This window comes from Crocosphaera watsonii WH 8501 (assembly GCF_000167195.1).
GTDB lineage: Bacteria > Cyanobacteriota > Cyanobacteriia > Cyanobacteriales > Microcystaceae > Crocosphaera > Crocosphaera watsonii.
This window is the reverse complement of sequence record NZ_AADV02000102.1, coordinates 1-14,330: the sequence shown is the minus strand read 5'-3', so window position 1 is coordinate 14,330 and position 14,330 is coordinate 1. Positions and strand designations below refer to the sequence as shown.

At 38.2% G+C, this 14,330-nt stretch carries 11 protein-coding genes and 3 pseudogenes; 9 read left to right on the top strand and 5 right to left on the bottom strand.

The genetic code is table 11. The annotated features are described in order from the left end of the window. Together CWATDRAFT_RS23160 and CWATDRAFT_RS23155 are read right to left on the bottom strand one after the other, a co-directional pair. Window positions 1–688, bottom strand: a pseudogene (locus CWATDRAFT_RS23160) (IS1634-like element ISCwa1 family transposase); the annotation flags it as partial. Window positions 689–761: 73 nt separating this feature from the next. Continuing rightward, window positions 762–1,325: a GGDEF domain-containing protein gene (locus CWATDRAFT_RS23155; protein ID WP_007307283.1), complete on the bottom strand. Its 564-nt coding sequence runs from the start codon at window positions 1,323–1,325 to the stop codon at window positions 762–764. A gap of 24 nt (window positions 1,326–1,349) precedes the next feature. Between CWATDRAFT_RS23155 and CWATDRAFT_RS37595 the strand changes: the two genes are divergently transcribed. The 3 genes and pseudogenes from CWATDRAFT_RS37595 to CWATDRAFT_RS23140 all read left to right on the top strand — a co-directional run bounded on the left by CWATDRAFT_RS37595 (window position 1,350) and on the right by CWATDRAFT_RS23140 (window position 5,098). Then, window positions 1,350–1,490, top strand: coding sequence for a hypothetical protein (locus CWATDRAFT_RS37595; protein WP_157134158.1), 141 nt, complete (start codon window positions 1,350–1,352; stop codon window positions 1,488–1,490). Between the two features lie 154 nt (window positions 1,491–1,644). Beyond that, a pseudogene (locus tag CWATDRAFT_RS23150) lies at window positions 1,645–3,128 on the top strand (IS1380-like element ISCwa5 family transposase). Between the two features lie 128 nt (window positions 3,129–3,256). Continuing rightward, entirely contained in the window at window positions 3,257–5,098 is a 1,842-nt protein-coding gene (locus tag CWATDRAFT_RS23140) for a thioesterase domain-containing protein (RefSeq protein WP_042712224.1), read from the top strand. A 211-nt stretch (window positions 5,099–5,309) separates the two neighbouring features. Here the strand turns inward: CWATDRAFT_RS23140 and CWATDRAFT_RS23135 are convergent, their stop codons facing one another. From CWATDRAFT_RS23135 to CWATDRAFT_RS23125, 3 genes and pseudogenes are all read right to left on the bottom strand, one after another. Then, window positions 5,310–6,935 (bottom strand): IS1634-like element ISCwa1 family transposase, encoded by a 1,626-nt coding sequence (locus CWATDRAFT_RS23135; RefSeq protein ID WP_007307282.1) that lies wholly within the window; start codon window positions 6,933–6,935, stop codon window positions 5,310–5,312. Between the two features lie 105 nt (window positions 6,936–7,040). Continuing rightward, window positions 7,041–7,340 (bottom strand): annotated as a pseudogene (locus CWATDRAFT_RS23130) (helix-turn-helix domain-containing protein); the annotation flags it as partial. 343 nt (window positions 7,341–7,683) lie between these two features. Further along, a complete protein-coding gene (locus CWATDRAFT_RS23125) occupies window positions 7,684–9,906 on the bottom strand; it encodes a PBP1A family penicillin-binding protein (protein ID WP_042712223.1) in 2,223 nt (740 codons plus the stop codon). Window positions 9,907–10,495: 589 nt separating this feature from the next. Between CWATDRAFT_RS23125 and CWATDRAFT_RS23120 the strand changes: the two genes are divergently transcribed. From CWATDRAFT_RS23120 to CWATDRAFT_RS34425, 6 genes are all read left to right on the top strand, one after another. Beyond that, window positions 10,496–11,653 (top strand): Re/Si-specific NAD(P)(+) transhydrogenase subunit alpha, encoded by a 1,158-nt coding sequence (locus CWATDRAFT_RS23120; protein ID WP_007307286.1) that lies wholly within the window; start codon window positions 10,496–10,498, stop codon window positions 11,651–11,653. Window positions 11,654–11,667: 14 nt separating this feature from the next. Further along, window positions 11,668–11,955, top strand: a complete 288-nt coding sequence (locus CWATDRAFT_RS23115) for an NAD(P) transhydrogenase subunit alpha part 2 (RefSeq protein WP_007307287.1) — start codon at window positions 11,668–11,670, stop codon at window positions 11,953–11,955. A 6-nt stretch (window positions 11,956–11,961) separates the two neighbouring features. After that, window positions 11,962–13,389 (top strand): NAD(P)(+) transhydrogenase (Re/Si-specific) subunit beta, encoded by a 1,428-nt coding sequence (locus CWATDRAFT_RS23110; RefSeq protein ID WP_007307288.1) that lies wholly within the window; start codon window positions 11,962–11,964, stop codon window positions 13,387–13,389. A gap of 236 nt (window positions 13,390–13,625) precedes the next feature. Beyond that, window positions 13,626–13,913 carry a hypothetical protein gene (locus tag CWATDRAFT_RS23105; protein ID WP_007307289.1) on the top strand — a complete coding sequence of 96 codons (288 nt, stop codon included), beginning with the start codon at window positions 13,626–13,628 and terminating at the stop codon, window positions 13,911–13,913. Beyond that, entirely contained in the window at window positions 13,913–14,182 is a 270-nt protein-coding gene (locus CWATDRAFT_RS23100) for a hypothetical protein (protein ID WP_007307290.1), read from the top strand. The genes CWATDRAFT_RS23105 and CWATDRAFT_RS23100 overlap by 1 nt, the downstream gene beginning before the upstream one ends. 2 nt (window positions 14,183–14,184) lie before the next feature. Next, window positions 14,185–14,330 (top strand): DUF29 family protein (locus tag CWATDRAFT_RS34425; RefSeq protein WP_157134157.1); only part of this gene is annotated, 146 nt, incomplete at its 3' end.

Below are 14,330 nucleotides of genomic sequence, written 5' to 3'. Positions count from 1 at the left end.
AAGCACTATCACAAACCATGATACTATCAAACTTTATTTGCTTTTTGAATTCTACTAAAACTTTTCCAAATACAGCTTTATCAGATTCATTTCCATCTCCTACTCTCACAAATAATGGAATATCTCCATCTTGGCTTGTTATTAAATCCAAGACACATTGTTTTAAGTCTGGTCTATGGTCCCGAGAATATCCTTTCTTAATAAAAATTGGTCTTTCTTTAATAATTTTTTCTTCTTCCTGTTTCTCTTTATCTTCTTCCCTTTTATATTCTCCATCTAAATGAAATGATGTGGAATCTAAATGGGAGTATTTAAGGTCTATTTTAAATTGTTTAATTACTTCTAAAACTACTTCAATAAAAATATCATTTAGTCCATATTTATATAATTCATCCATTACTCTCCCGATTTTATCATCATTAAGGTAATCAGGTTTAATTCTTTCTCCTAACAATTTCTCAATGGCTTTATCTTGAAAAAACTGACTGAATAAATATAGAGGTCTTAAAACAAATCCTAGTCCATTGATTAAAATAGACTTAACTACTGTACCTGCTGAGATTTTTTCTCTAACATCTATTCCTAATTTATTATTAATTATTTTGACTATTCCTATTTCATCAATTAAACCAGCTACTATCCCTAAATAGTCTAAATTTTTAACTTGTATTTCTTCTAAATAAGACATTTTTCGCTCTTTTTTTACAGAGGAAACAACTTAAGCAATTATCCCACTTTTTTGTCTTCAAGAGCTTAAGCAATTATACTTGATTATTAACCCCAGGGTTGTAGTATTTAATGCTACTTTTTGAAGTGCAGAATCTGGGATCTAATGGGGGCGCAATTATTTGCTTGGGTGGATGGTGATTTTGTTGAGGGGGAGGCTTAAATTTTTCTTGCCCTCCAAAAAATACTTGATTTCGTCCTTTTTCTTTAGCTTCATATAAAGCTTTGTCGGCATCATTTAATAATTGTTTAGCTGACATTTCTAAGGAAGGAATTACACCAGCAACCCCTAAACTAATGGTTGCATATTTACTTACTTTTTCTGTCGCTGCCGGCAGTTTTAATTGTTTGATTGCTGTTCGTATTTGTTGGGCAACATGAATGGCTCCTGATACCTTAGTATTGGGTAAAATAATTACAAATTCTTCTCCTCCGTAACGGGCAACCATATCCCCTGGACGGTGTAAGGTATATTTAAGAGTATGAGCTACTTCTTGTAAACAGCGATCGCCTTGAAGATGACCAAAGGTATCGTTATAAGTTTTGAAAAAATCTACATCGCATAAGATTAAAGAAAGGGGCTGTTTTTCTCTGGCCATTCGTCGCCATTCTTGGTTAAAATAATGTTCAAAATAATGACGGTTAGGGATCTCCCGAATTTCTCACAAAATCTGCGATCGCCAAACACAGAAGCCTTACAGGAAGTGGGTTTGAACAGAGCGATCGCAGATTTCCCCAACCAACAGTCTGTTGTCAGATTTTAAGTTAAAATTAACCCGAATTAGACAAAGATGAAAAGATAAATCAATCACTAATTTTTCCAAAAAAATTATTAATAAAATCTCTAATAGTACTAGATTGTTAGAATAAAATATGCTATAATTTAATTATTAAAGCAATTTACCTTAAACTGATTTAATAAGTCCCAGTCATCCCCGAACTCCTCGTCAAGTAATCAACTTTAGTAAACAGAAAGGAAAAGAAATAATCGCTAATTTTGATGGGGGACTAATCACTTCAGATGCGGGGATTGTCTGGATAGCTGAGTTGGATAAAAAACTGGGAATTACCGAGAAGTTTGATAACTGTTTTCAAGATCATCGTCATCAATCTTATGTAGATCATTCCGTTCATGAGTTATTAGCACAAAGGCTTTATGGAATTATTTTAGGCTATGAAGATGTCAATGACCATGATAAATTACGTCACGATCCTGCCCTTAAGATCGCTTTAGAAAAGCTTAATGAACTTGAAGATAAAAAGGGATGGTTAGCTGGAAAAAGTACAATTAATAGATTGGAATATTGTCCTGAGACTATTCTCGACCAAAAAACGAGTCGTTATCATAAAATAGAACCCAACTTTGAAGCCATTGAAAAATCTTTTGTCGAATTTTTTTTAGAGTCTTATAAAAAACCTCCCTTAAGTATTATATTAGATATGGATGTCACGGATGACCAAGTACATGGTAATCAAGAAGGGGCATTTTTTAATAGTTATTATCACGGAGTATGTTATGCTCCTTTATATATTTTCTGTGGGCATCATTTATTAGTTGCTAAACTTCGTTCATCTAATGTAGATCCAGCCGATGGAGCCTTAGACGAATTACAAAGAATTATCGGACTAATTAGAGAAAAATGGTCAGAGACTCATATCCTAGTTAGGGGTGATAGTGCCTATGCCCGTGAAGAAATCTTCTATTTTTGTGAAAATCAGCCTTTAGTTGATTATGTTATAGCTATGGGAACAAATGGCGTTCTTAAGTTACGAGCGGATGATGTAATTGAAAAAGCCAAACATGAATATGAAAAAAAACTAGCTCCAATAACTGAATTAATGGATAGTTTATTTCAGAAAAAAGAAGATTTAGAAGAAGTTAAAAAATTAGTACCAATTTCTACTTGGTATCGCTCTATTCGTTATAAAACAGAAAAGTCATGGAGTTGTCAAAGAAGAGTAGTGACAAAAGTTTTTATGGAAGTGATGGCTTAAAAATGCGCCATGTGGTGACATCTTTGCCCGCTTCAAAAATTCCACCCTCAAAACTTTATACAAAAAAATACTGTCCGAGAGGCGAGATGGAAAATCGGATTAAAGAACAACAATTAGACTTGTTAGCTGATAGAACTTCAACTCAAACATTTCAAAGTAATCAACTAAGATTATGGATACATTCCTGGGCTTATGTTCTCATAAATGCTTTTCGTCAACACTGTTTAAAAAAAACTTCATTGGCTAAAGCAACTGTGGGAAGAATACGTCTAAATCTTCTTAAGTTGGGAGCCAGAATAAAGATTAGTTGTAGAAGAATTATTATCGCTATAGCTAGTGCTTGTCCTTATCAAGATATTTTGTCTATTGCTAACAAAAGAATTAAAACTATTCCTAATACTGGATAAGTAGAATAAGTTGTTTTTTAAAAAAGATATCTATCATAAGTTGTTGACTGACTGATACTTTCATTTAGTCTTATTTATCGTGGAGAAAATCAAAAGTTAATATAATTATTCCCTCTTAAACTCAATTTTTGGATAATCAAAGTCAATTTTTTTATTCATCTATATTCAAAATTTCTATTAGTCCTAAAAATTATCATTTTTCATCTCTGGATTGGGCTTTCAAATTAATTTGTGAGAAATCCGGGCAACCCACCTACATGACTGGGGTATCAGCAATTTATCAACAAATGCTCAACCAAGTCCAAGAAACTGAGTGGCATCATAATAACTGTTCATTACGTTTCTTAGTCAGTGGTTCCGATAGTATTGACTCAGAAACAGTATTAACATTACACGAGACTTTTAAGGTTGAGGTACGAGAATTTTATGGTATGAGTGAAGTTTCACCAATGTTTGCTGGAACTGAGAAAGGAAAACTCGCTCAACAGGAAAGCCACTCTTTGTTTGCCCTTGAACCCTGGACAATAACTTGTTTAGACTCCAATGGAGAACCCGTTGAGCAGGGAGAAGAAGGGGAAATTGCTGCCCGTGGTGGATTAATCAACCCAACCCTGAAAAAACTTGAGCAGAGAAACCTCACTGACTTTTCTGGCTGGTTTCCTACGGGGGACTGGGGATCGCTTGACGAGACAGGTGGACTACAAATCATGGGTCGGGTGGATGATAGGATTAATCGGGGAGGTCAGAAAATTGCTCCGAAAGCGGTTGAAAGAATCTTAGAACAGCACCCTTATGTAAAGAGGGCTTGTGTGTTTGGAATTCCCCATGAAATTTTTGGGCAACAGGTTGCAGCAGCTATTATTTTACATTCAGACCAGACAAAGATATTCAAAGAAAACGAACTACGGGCTTATGTAGCAGGTGAGTTACCGAATTATATGGTCCCAGAAGAAATTCTTTGTGTTGAAGCTTTCCCCACTAACCTAGTAGGAAAACTGGATCGACAAGCTTTAGTAACTCTAGTTCAACAGAAGCAAATTGAAGCCGAACAAAAGAGACAAGGACGTTATCTTGCTAATAGTTTTCCAGAAAAGAGACTTCGTGAAATTTATCAGGAATTATTACAAATTAGTGAGATTGACTTAGAAGCCGATTTTGCCGCTTTGGGAGGGGATTCCTTTCAGGCAATGTCCCTTTTAATAGAAATTGAAGATCGATTTGGCACACTTCTAACTCCAGAACAATTTTTACAACATAGTAGTATTGAGGCTTTAGCTAAGCTGTTGACCCAATCATTAGTCAATTCTCCTATGCCTCCCATTCGGCTAATTCAAGAGGGCGATGGAAAGTATCCTCTATTTGTAAGCCATTCAGTAAGTGGTATTACTTTTTATGCCACAAAGTTAGCCCAATATTTACCCCCATCACAAACGGTTTATGCTCTCAACTGGCAACCTCCCGAAGAAGATATTTCAGAGACTTTGATTTCTCTAGAACAGTATGCCAGTAATTTTGTTGAGGCAATGATAACTTGTGAGTTGGAAGGAGGTTTTTGCTTGATTGGTCATTCTTTTGGCGCTCAGTTAGCCTTTGAAATCGCTCAGCAACTTTTGTCTAGGGGATATGAAGCAGCTTTTGTTGGTTTGATTGATGATGAAGCTGATTTGCACAAACGACGTTTTGGCATCAAATCTCGACCTGCTGATCCCCAAAATATTAACGCTTATTGTAAATATCTCTTACATTCCTATGTTCCTCAAGCTTTTCCTGGGGATCTAACTTTGTTACAAGCCGAAATACACAACACAGATATCCTTGCTGATCCCTATACTGGTTGGAAAGATATTTGCTTAGGAAATGTAACTCGTTTAACCATACCAGGGAATCACATTTCTGTTATGGGAGAATCTGCTATTGCTCAATGGGCTGAAACTTTAACCCCAGATTCCGCACTTCAAAATGTAGTATAAAAAAATACATAGTTTTAAAAAGTCCGAAAATCATACCTGGGCAAGAATATTTCTCTTTTCATTAAATTTTTAGGAAAAATAATCAAATTAAGAAGATTTATACTCATTGAAAACTTAGTAAGACTCAGCACAAACGAAGGAGATTTTCCTCTTCTCATTTGATATCATTAGACTCTTATTCTTTTATTATTTTTGCTTTATCCAATTCAATTTAGAGATAATATCTTTGACAAGATGCAGGTAATAAACTCAATATAAAACGCCTTTCTTCTGTTAAATTGACAATTTGTTTAACTCCGTTTAAAATCACATAATGAATACCTTGAAAACATTGAAACATCCACCTCAAAGTCGGACGCAATGTTACTTTCCCTACTTGATTATTTATTCCTTTTTTGACTCTTTTTAAACAATTTCTTAATTCTCTTTGCCCAAAGTTATAAATCAACAAACACAAAGACATTAAAAATAACATTGTTTCTATTCTTTCTGGTTTTTCAACGAAGAAACTATCAGTAAAAAATAAGGGATCTTTCAAAAATCGAAATCCTCTTTCCGTAGATTGCTGGTTTTTATAAGTTATCAGAATTTCACTAGCTTCTAATTTATTTTCCTCTACTAAGTTAGTTGCTAAAATAAATTTTCCTGCTTCTTTAGTCTTTCTACTTATCTCTTCATCTTTTTTGATGATCAGACTAATCATTTTATAAATCTTTTCCTTTTTTTTCGAGTAAGTTTCAATCAGTTCAAATTCTTTTATTTCCAACAATCTCAATTTTTTATTAATAGCTTTTAATTTATATCGAGCAGCTTGAGGATGTTCAAATTCTTCAGATTGTATTTCTTTAAGAAATTTTTGGGATTTCTTCTCTTCTTGGGAAAGTTGTTTTTCTAGTTTTTCCAAATCACTTTTCTGTCTTTTTTCACTCAAGACTATTAACCAAGCTTGCTTGATTCCACCATAAGTAACAATTTCTTCTTTCCAGGTATAACTTTCTAAATTTAGGTCACTTCTTTTTTCTTTATCTTCATCTTTTACTTCTTCCACCTCTATATTTTGCACTAATTCTTTTGCTTTTTTTATGGTCATTGGAACTCTCGTTATCCATTTTAAATGTTGGATTATTTGGAGATTTTCTTGACCATATAAAGCACTATCACAAACCATGATACTATCAAACTTTATTTGCTTTTTGAATTCTACTAAAACTTTTCCAAATACAGCTTTATCAGATTCATTTCCATCTCCTACTCTCACAAATAATGGAATATCTCCATCTTGGCTTGTTATTAAATCCAAGACACATTGTTTTAAGTCTGGTCTATGATCCCGAGAATATCCTTTCTTAATAAAAATTGGTCTTTCTTTAATAATTTTTTCTTCTTCCTGTTTCTCTTTATCTTCTTCCCTTTTATATTCTCCATCTAAATGAAATGATGTGGAATCTAAATGGGAGTATTTAAGGTCTATTTTAAATTTTTTAATTACTTCTAAAACTACTTCAATAAAAATATCATTTAGTCCATATTTATATAATTCATCCATTACTCTCCCAATTTTATCATCATTAAGGTAATCAGGTTTAATTCTTTCTCCTAACAATTTCTCAATGGCTTTATCTTGAAAAAACTGACTGAATAAATATAGAGGTCTTGAAACAAATCCTAGTCCATTGATTAAAATAGACTTAACTACTGTACCTGCTGAGATTTTTTCTCTAACATCTATTCCTAATTTATTATTAATTATTTTGACTATTCCTATTTCATCAATTAAACCAGCTACTATCCCTAAATGGTCTAAATTTTTAACTTGTATTTCTTCTAAATAAGACATTTTTCGCTCTTTTTTTACAGAGGAAACAACTTAAGCAATTATACTTAATTATTAACCCCAGGCTTGTAGTATTTAATGCTACTTTTTGAAGTGCGGAATCTGGGTTCTTATATTAGTTTGTAAGACTTGGCTTGGGACTTTAGCCAATTCAAGAAATACCTTTTTAGCCTTTGGTAATTGGTTTTGTTGCTGGTGATAGCCAGGGAAAGGATAGCTTGCCGCCATTATGTATTCTGACTCCAACGAACACCGATCTATCGGACACTTCCTCGAAGCAATCCAGTCTTTTAACTCTCGCAAAGCATAGTTATAGGAACGGCGACAAATCTCTAGCCATTCGTCTAACATTGCCTCTTGTTTGCTGTCAGGGTATATTCGGTACGAGTAGTTGAGTGTTAGAGTAATAATAAAATTCTACCACAAAAATAATAGAATGGTAGAACAAGTTTTTATACAAGGTTGTGCTGTCGCACGTTAATATCTTGGTCGGGCTTTATCGAAAATAGTTGGGTCTAAAACCCCAACAACTTCTGTGCGATAGCGCGCCCTACGTAGTGAGGAACTTCTGACTTCTGACTTCTGACTTCGTTAACCGCACGCTAAAATCTTGGGGGTACTCACCTACGGTTCCATGCGTCCCCCTCGTTTATAGCGTGGGACTTAGCCCGACATTAAAGTTAAACCCTGATTATCTCATGTAAAAAACTTCAACTCCGAACTCCGAACTCCGAACTCCGAACTCAGGTAACTACGGTCGATGATAGCTACCCCACAGGGCAGCAGCTTGCCCACTACTGCCTTTCGTAGCTGAGTTATTATCATTACCTAACCAGATACCTGTAGCTAGGTTTTTTCGGGGAATATAACCAATAAACCATAAATCAACAGCCCTGTCTGTGGTTCCGGTTTTTCCTGCTTCCCCTAAGCCAACACTAGCTGCACGGCCAGTGCCATTAGAAATAACGGTTTTTAACATACGGGTCATGGTTCGGGAAACTTGGGGAGATAGGGCCTGTTGTCTGGCACTGTTATCGGTTTGGAAATTATAGATTTCTCGACAGGTACGCCAATCATTGTTATTGGTGCAGTCTCCTCCGTCTAAAATGCGACGAATGGCGTGGGGACGGTTCCATACACCATCGTTAGCCACAGCAGCATAGGCCCCGGTCATTTCTAAAACAGTGGTCTCACTCTGCCCTAAAACCAAGCCTGGGACGGCTTGTAATTTGGACTTAACCCCCAACCGTTGGGCTACATTAACCACACTGTTTAACCCTGCTTCTCTAGCTACTTGCAAAGCGATGGTATTTTCTGACTGTGCCATCGCTCCATACATATCCGTTTCGCCGCTACTGCGTTCACAGGGTTTATAAGCTTGGCCTTGCCATCTAATACCACCACAACTATAGGTTTTTTGGGGGGAAATACCTTTTTCCAGGGCTGCCGCGTAGGCAAATAGTTTAAAGGTTGATCCAGGTTGGCGTTTGGCTTGGGTAACTCGGTTGAACTGACTTTGTTTGTAGTCCACGCCTCCCACTAAGGCTAATATTTCCCCTGTACGGGTATCTAGAGTAACCATGGCCCCGTTAGAAAAACCGTCGGTTTTTCCCTGAGTTTTAACCGCTTGTTGTAACTTTTTTTCAGCCAATGCCTGTTTGTTTAAATCTAACCCTGTTTCGACAATAAAGTTACCTTCTTTGGCTATTTCTGTCCCTAATAACTGCCGTAGCTCCTGACGGACGTGATTATAAAAATAGGGGGCTTTATTATTGGCTAGGGCTTTTCTGGCTTGGGGACTGAGATCAATGATAGATCGCCTGGCCCGGGCTGCTTCTTCGGGGGAGATCATTCTCAAGGCTGCCATGCGATCGATAACTCTATTTCTTAACTGTACTGAGGTGTTATAATCTTGTACAGGGTGATATAAGTTGGGGGCGGGTAACATGGCCACTAGGGTTGCTGCCTCAGCAATATCAACTTCTGTGGCTGACTTATCAAAGTAAAATTGTGCTGCATCCTCAAACCCATACTTACCCACACCGAGATAAACACGGTTAAGATAGGTTTTTAGCAGAAAGTCTTTACTATAAACTGCTTCTAATTTTAAAGCGACGATCATCTCTCTAATCTTACGTTGAGCGGTGTTTTCCCTTCCTACCTCTGGGAATAAACTACGGGCCACTTGTTGGGTGAGGGTACTGGCCCCTTGACTGATACCATCGTCTTGCAAATTGACTACTATCGCCCTAAAAATACCGTAGGGATCTACGCCAATATGCCAGTAGAAGCGAGTATCTTCCGAGGCTATGAGTGCGTTGGGCAAATGGGGTGAAAAGTCCTTTAAATTCTTAACTTCTTGGTGCGGATCGTCGTTGAGGGTACTCAGAGGAGTTTGTCTATCCCTGGCGTAAACAACCACTGGCCCCGGTACTCCTTTAGGTAGGGGATGAACCTTAATTTTGCTGGTTTCCCACAACAACCAAGCTACTCCCAAGGTAATCAAAGATCCCATGCCATAGAACCCATACTTTAACACTTGTGCCCATTTTGGGGGTGGGTTATAGTAGGTTAGGGTAGCAATGTCGTTTAATTCTGGTGGTCCAAAGGTAAGGGTATCCCCATGACGTAGAAATAAATTATTAACTCTTCGTTTTTTTAAATAGATCCCATTGGTGGAGTTTTCGTCTTTGATGATGAAGTGGTGGGGGTTCTTTTGATCCCGATGCAAAGAACAATGAACTTGACTGACAATAGGGTTTAGTACCTTGATGTCTGTGTTGCTGGAACTTCTACCAATGATATGGCGATCGCCGATTAAAGGATATTTTATTAGTTTATCTTTTGGGCTTTCTTTCACCCTGATCTCGGGTACTTTTGCCCCTTTTTTTAACACCTTTTTCTTTGGGTTGGACTTCATCAAGTTTTGTACTACTTGGGTTAACAGTTGGCTTATGGGTTGCTTTTGACTCATGTTGAGATATGCTGATCGCTCATGGAAAATTTGGCTTCCCAAACCCTGTCCTCTCTTGGTCGGTCTAAAATGGGGAAGTAAATTCCTCCTCATTTGACCACTTGTCGGACTGCTTGACAATCCCTGCACTTTCAGGGCTGGTTTGGTGAAGGGTGTTTTAGCTTATTTATTATAATGACGATCATTACTATTGTGGGTGTTTCTTGAAAATTTTATAGCGTTAGAATTTTTTTGAAGAATTAGACTGAATAATTGGTAACAAAATACACAGTTAAAAATTGATTAAATTTTCAAGGGGTGGCAAAAACCTAGATTAAACTAAGTGAGAAGCAAAACTAGGACATCACAGAAGCATAGGGTTAGTAACACTCGGCTCAAGGGTTATTAGTTTGTAAGCAACTGCTAGATCAAACCATGACGAAAGCCAACTCAACACTTTGTCTAGTTAACTCATCGAACTTAACAATTATGAATCGATTTGTGAAGCAAAGACAAAGAAGAGTTTAAGGTTTCCTCTTAACCCGTTAATAACCCTGAAAATACTAACAACAAACTTTTAACCCATAAACTAAAGCAAGGAAGGTTCAATATGCTAAAAATCGCAGTTCCAAAGGAAAGTGACTTAGGAGAATTGCGAGTTGCCCTCGTTCCTGATACCGTCGCCCGCTTTATTAAGCTAGGGTTTGAAGTATTGGTTCAGTCTGGTGCTGGCTTGGGCGCACATTTTGATGACAGCGAATACGAGGCAGCCGGAGCTACCATTATCAATGGGGCTAAAGAACTATGGGAGTCTGCTGATATCCTCCTCAAAGTTGCCCCACCTGGGGAACAACAGGGAGAAGAGGAAATGAACTGGTTAAAACCCGGTGCTACCCTGATAAGTTTCCTTAACCCCTTGGCCAACCCCGAACAGGTTCAAGCTTTGGCTCAAAGGAAAATTAACTCCTTTAGCATGGAGATGATCCCCCGTACCAGTCGCGCCCAAAGTATGGATGCTCTGTCCTCTCAGGCTAATATCGCTGGCTATAAATCAGCCTTGCTCGCCGCCGCTTCTTTATCTCGTCTGTTCCCCATGATGACAACCGCCGCCGGTACCATTCCCCCGGCTAAAGTGTTAGTTATCGGTGCAGGGGTAGCTGGTTTACAAGCGATCGCCACCGCTAGACGCTTAGGGGCAGTAGTAGAAGCCTTTGATGTACGGCCTGCGGTGAAAGAAGAGGTACAAAGTGTTGGGGCGAAATTCATCGAGATCCCCATCGAAGAAGATACCGCCACCAGTCAGGGTTACGCCAAAGAAGTTGGGCAAAACACACAAGAGAAAATTCGTCAAGTTCTAACGGAACATATTAAAAAATCCGACGTAGTGATCACCACTGCCCAGGTACAAGGCAAACGCGCCCCCTTGATAGTCACAGAGGAAATGGTCTGTGAAATGAGTTCAGGGGCTGTGATTGTTGATTTAGCAGCCGGCCAAGGCGGTAACTGTGCTTGTACCGAAGCTGGTAAAGACGTTTACTACAACGGTGTAACTATTATTGGACCGTTGAATTTGCCTTCTACCTTACCCGTAGACTCTAGTAAGGTGTACGCCAAAAACCTCTTAACCTTGGTGAAATATTTGGTCAAAGACGGTGCTATTGACTTCAACTTTGAAGACGACATCGTAGAGGCAACCTGTGTCACCTACGAAGGAGAGATCCGCAACGATCGCATCAAACAAGCTTTAGCTAACTTAGTTCAAGCCTAGAAACGGAGTAATTTATGACAACTGGATTATTAATAGGTTTAGTGGTGTTCGTCTTAGCCTCCTTTGTGGGGTTTGAGGTGATCAACAAAGTGCCTCCCACCCTACACACTCCCCTGATGTCTGGGGCCAATGCTATCTCTGGTATTGCCGTAGTGGGGGCCCTACTCATTGCCGGACCCAAAGAATGGAACATTACCGTCACTTTAGGGTTAATAGCTGTTGTTTTAGCAACGGTTAACGTGGTTGGTGGTTTCTTGGTAACCGACCGGATGCTGCAAATGTTCAAGAAAAAGGGAGCATAGTTAAAGATGAACGATACTTTATGTACCGATGTTCTGTCTGGTTTAACCACTGGCATAGAACTCACCTACTTAGTAGCTGCCGCCTTGTTCATTGTTGGCTTAAAGCAGTTAGGATCACCCGCAACCGCCCGCCGAGGCAATATTATCGCTGCGGTGGGGATGTTCTTTGCTATTATTGCAACTTTAATTAATCAGTCCGTGATCAACTACGAGATGATTCTTGTAGGAGTGATCATCGGTTCTATCATCGGGGCGATCACTGCTCAAAAAGTGGCTATGACAGAAATGCCCCAAATGGTGGGTATTTTCAACGGTTTAGGGGGTGCTGCCAGTGCCTTAGTTGCTGTTGGAGAATTTTGGCGGTTATTAGACGCTGGAAAAGGTGTTCCTTTCGATGCAACCCTAGTGGCTATTTTAGGGGTGTTTATCGGTGGTGTCACCTTAACCGGTAGTTTACTAGCTTTTGCTAAGTTACAAGGGTTAGTCAGTGGTTCTCCTGTCACTTTCCCCCTACAACAACCTTTCAATATATTTCTCTTCTTGTCCTTTATTGCAGGAAGTGTTTACCTCTTCATCAACCCTGCTAACCCACCAGTTTTCTTAGGTTTAGTAGGTTTATCTTTGGTATTTGGGGTATTATTTGTCCTACCTATTGGTGGTGGCGATATGCCTGTGGTCATCTCCCTGTTAAACTCCTTCTCAGGTTTAGCAGCTAGTGCAGCAGGTTTCATCCTCATGAACAATATGCTCATCGTCGCTGGTGCGTTGGTGGGTGCATCGGGTATCATCTTAACGGAAATCATGTGTAAAGCCATGAACCGTTCTTTGGTTAGCGTTTTATTCGGTGCCTTTGGTAGTGCCGGAGGAACAGTGGCCGCTGGTTCTGGTGATGGTACTGATAAAAACGTACAGTCCATTGACCCCGAAGAAGGGGCTATGATGTTGGGTTATGCCCGTTCCGTGGTCATTGTACCTGGATATGGTATGGCAGTGGCACAAGCACAACACACCGTCAGAGAGTTGGCTAACCAACTGGAAAAAATGGGCGTTGAGGTTAAATATGCTATTCACCCCGTTGCCGGACGTATGCCCGGTCACATGAACGTTTTATTAGCAGAAGCTAACGTTCCCTATAACCAGTTACACGACATGGACGATATCAACCCTGAGTTTGAACAGACTGATGTTGCTCTGGTTATTGGTGCAAATGATGTGGTTAACCCTGCTGCACGGGCTGATCAAAGTAGTCCTATTTTTGGAATGCCTATCTTAGAAGTAGATCGGGCCCATCATACCATCGTTATTAAACGTGGTTTAAGTACCGGTTTTGCTGGTGTAGATAACGAGTTATTCTACGAAGATAAAACCGTGATGCTGTTTGGTAGCGCGCAAGATATGGTTTCTAAGTTAGTGTCTGAAGTTAAGCAACTATAATTGTTTTTTCTTCAGTTCAATAACTAATGTTATATCTCCCTATTTTATGAATGGGGAGGTATTTAGTAGAAGTCAGAAGTCAGAAGCCAGAAGTCAGAAGTCAGAAGTCAGAAGTCATAAATAGTTTGTTTTTGCTAAAATTGATGACAAATATTGGACAGCCGTGATTACATACAGAGGTGAAAACATAAGAATTATCTCTGTTAGACGTTCTAAAGACAAGGAAAAGCAAAGTTATGAACAACAAAAACGACAAATCTGAAAAACCTCTAATTAGTGCTGAAGAGTTAGATAGAATTTTTGATGAAGGGGAAGAGGATATTCTCGAATATCTTGACTTTAGTAAAGCCCGTCGTCCAGGTTTATATCTGAGTAAAATCTCAGAAAATTACCAAGAAACAATTCAAAGTAGTAAAAAAAATAAATTAATAACAAGCATCACTATGGCATTGTTAATAGCATCTTGTATTTTGGCAATATCTACCTTTTTAGATTCAGATTTAGATAGCGAGGTTTATGATTAATGGAAAGTACAGAGATAAAACAAACAATAACAAAAAGTCTCGATAATCTCAACCTTGAACAATTAGCTTTAGTTGAGAAAATATTAACAGAAATGACTACTTATTTTAAAACAAATAAATCCTTAGAAAATACTTCAGAAACCCCATCAAATAATGATGATCCCCTAGCACAATTAAGAAACAGTGATTTCATTGGTTGTTTTTCAGATGACCCCAACTTATCAGAAAATTCAGAAAACATAGCTCAAAGAATTTTATATAATGTTTAGATATGAAAACTTTAAATGAAACTAATCTCAAAAATCTCTACGAAAGCGATGAACATTTATGGTTAGAAGAAACCATAAAATTGCTGAAAGAAAACCGTTTAAATGACTTAGATATTGAACATTTAATTGAGGAGTTAGAAAGCTTGAG

Bases quoted from the DNA above. Each gene is read 5' to 3' on its own strand.
- CWATDRAFT_RS23105 (WP_007307289.1), top strand. From the start codon at position 13,626: ATGAACAACAAAAACGACAAATCTGAAAAACCTCTAATTAGTGCTGAA.
- CWATDRAFT_RS23135 (WP_007307282.1), bottom strand. From the start codon at position 6,935: ATGTCTTATTTAGAAGAAATACAAGTTAAAAATTTAGACCATTTAGGG.
- CWATDRAFT_RS37595 (WP_157134158.1), top strand. From the start codon at position 1,350: ATGTTCAAAATAATGACGGTTAGGGATCTCCCGAATTTCTCACAAAAT.
- CWATDRAFT_RS23155 (WP_007307283.1), bottom strand. From the start codon at position 1,325: ATGGCCAGAGAAAAACAGCCCCTTTCTTTAATCTTATGCGATGTAGAT.
- CWATDRAFT_RS23100 (WP_007307290.1), top strand. From the start codon at position 13,913: ATGGAAAGTACAGAGATAAAACAAACAATAACAAAAAGTCTCGATAAT.
- CWATDRAFT_RS23125 (WP_042712223.1), bottom strand. From the start codon at position 9,906: ATGAGTCAAAAGCAACCCATAAGCCAACTGTTAACCCAAGTAGTACAA.
- CWATDRAFT_RS23115 (WP_007307287.1), top strand. From the start codon at position 11,668: ATGACAACTGGATTATTAATAGGTTTAGTGGTGTTCGTCTTAGCCTCC.
- CWATDRAFT_RS23110 (WP_007307288.1), top strand. From the start codon at position 11,962: ATGAACGATACTTTATGTACCGATGTTCTGTCTGGTTTAACCACTGGC.
- CWATDRAFT_RS23120 (WP_007307286.1), top strand. From the start codon at position 10,496: ATGCTAAAAATCGCAGTTCCAAAGGAAAGTGACTTAGGAGAATTGCGA.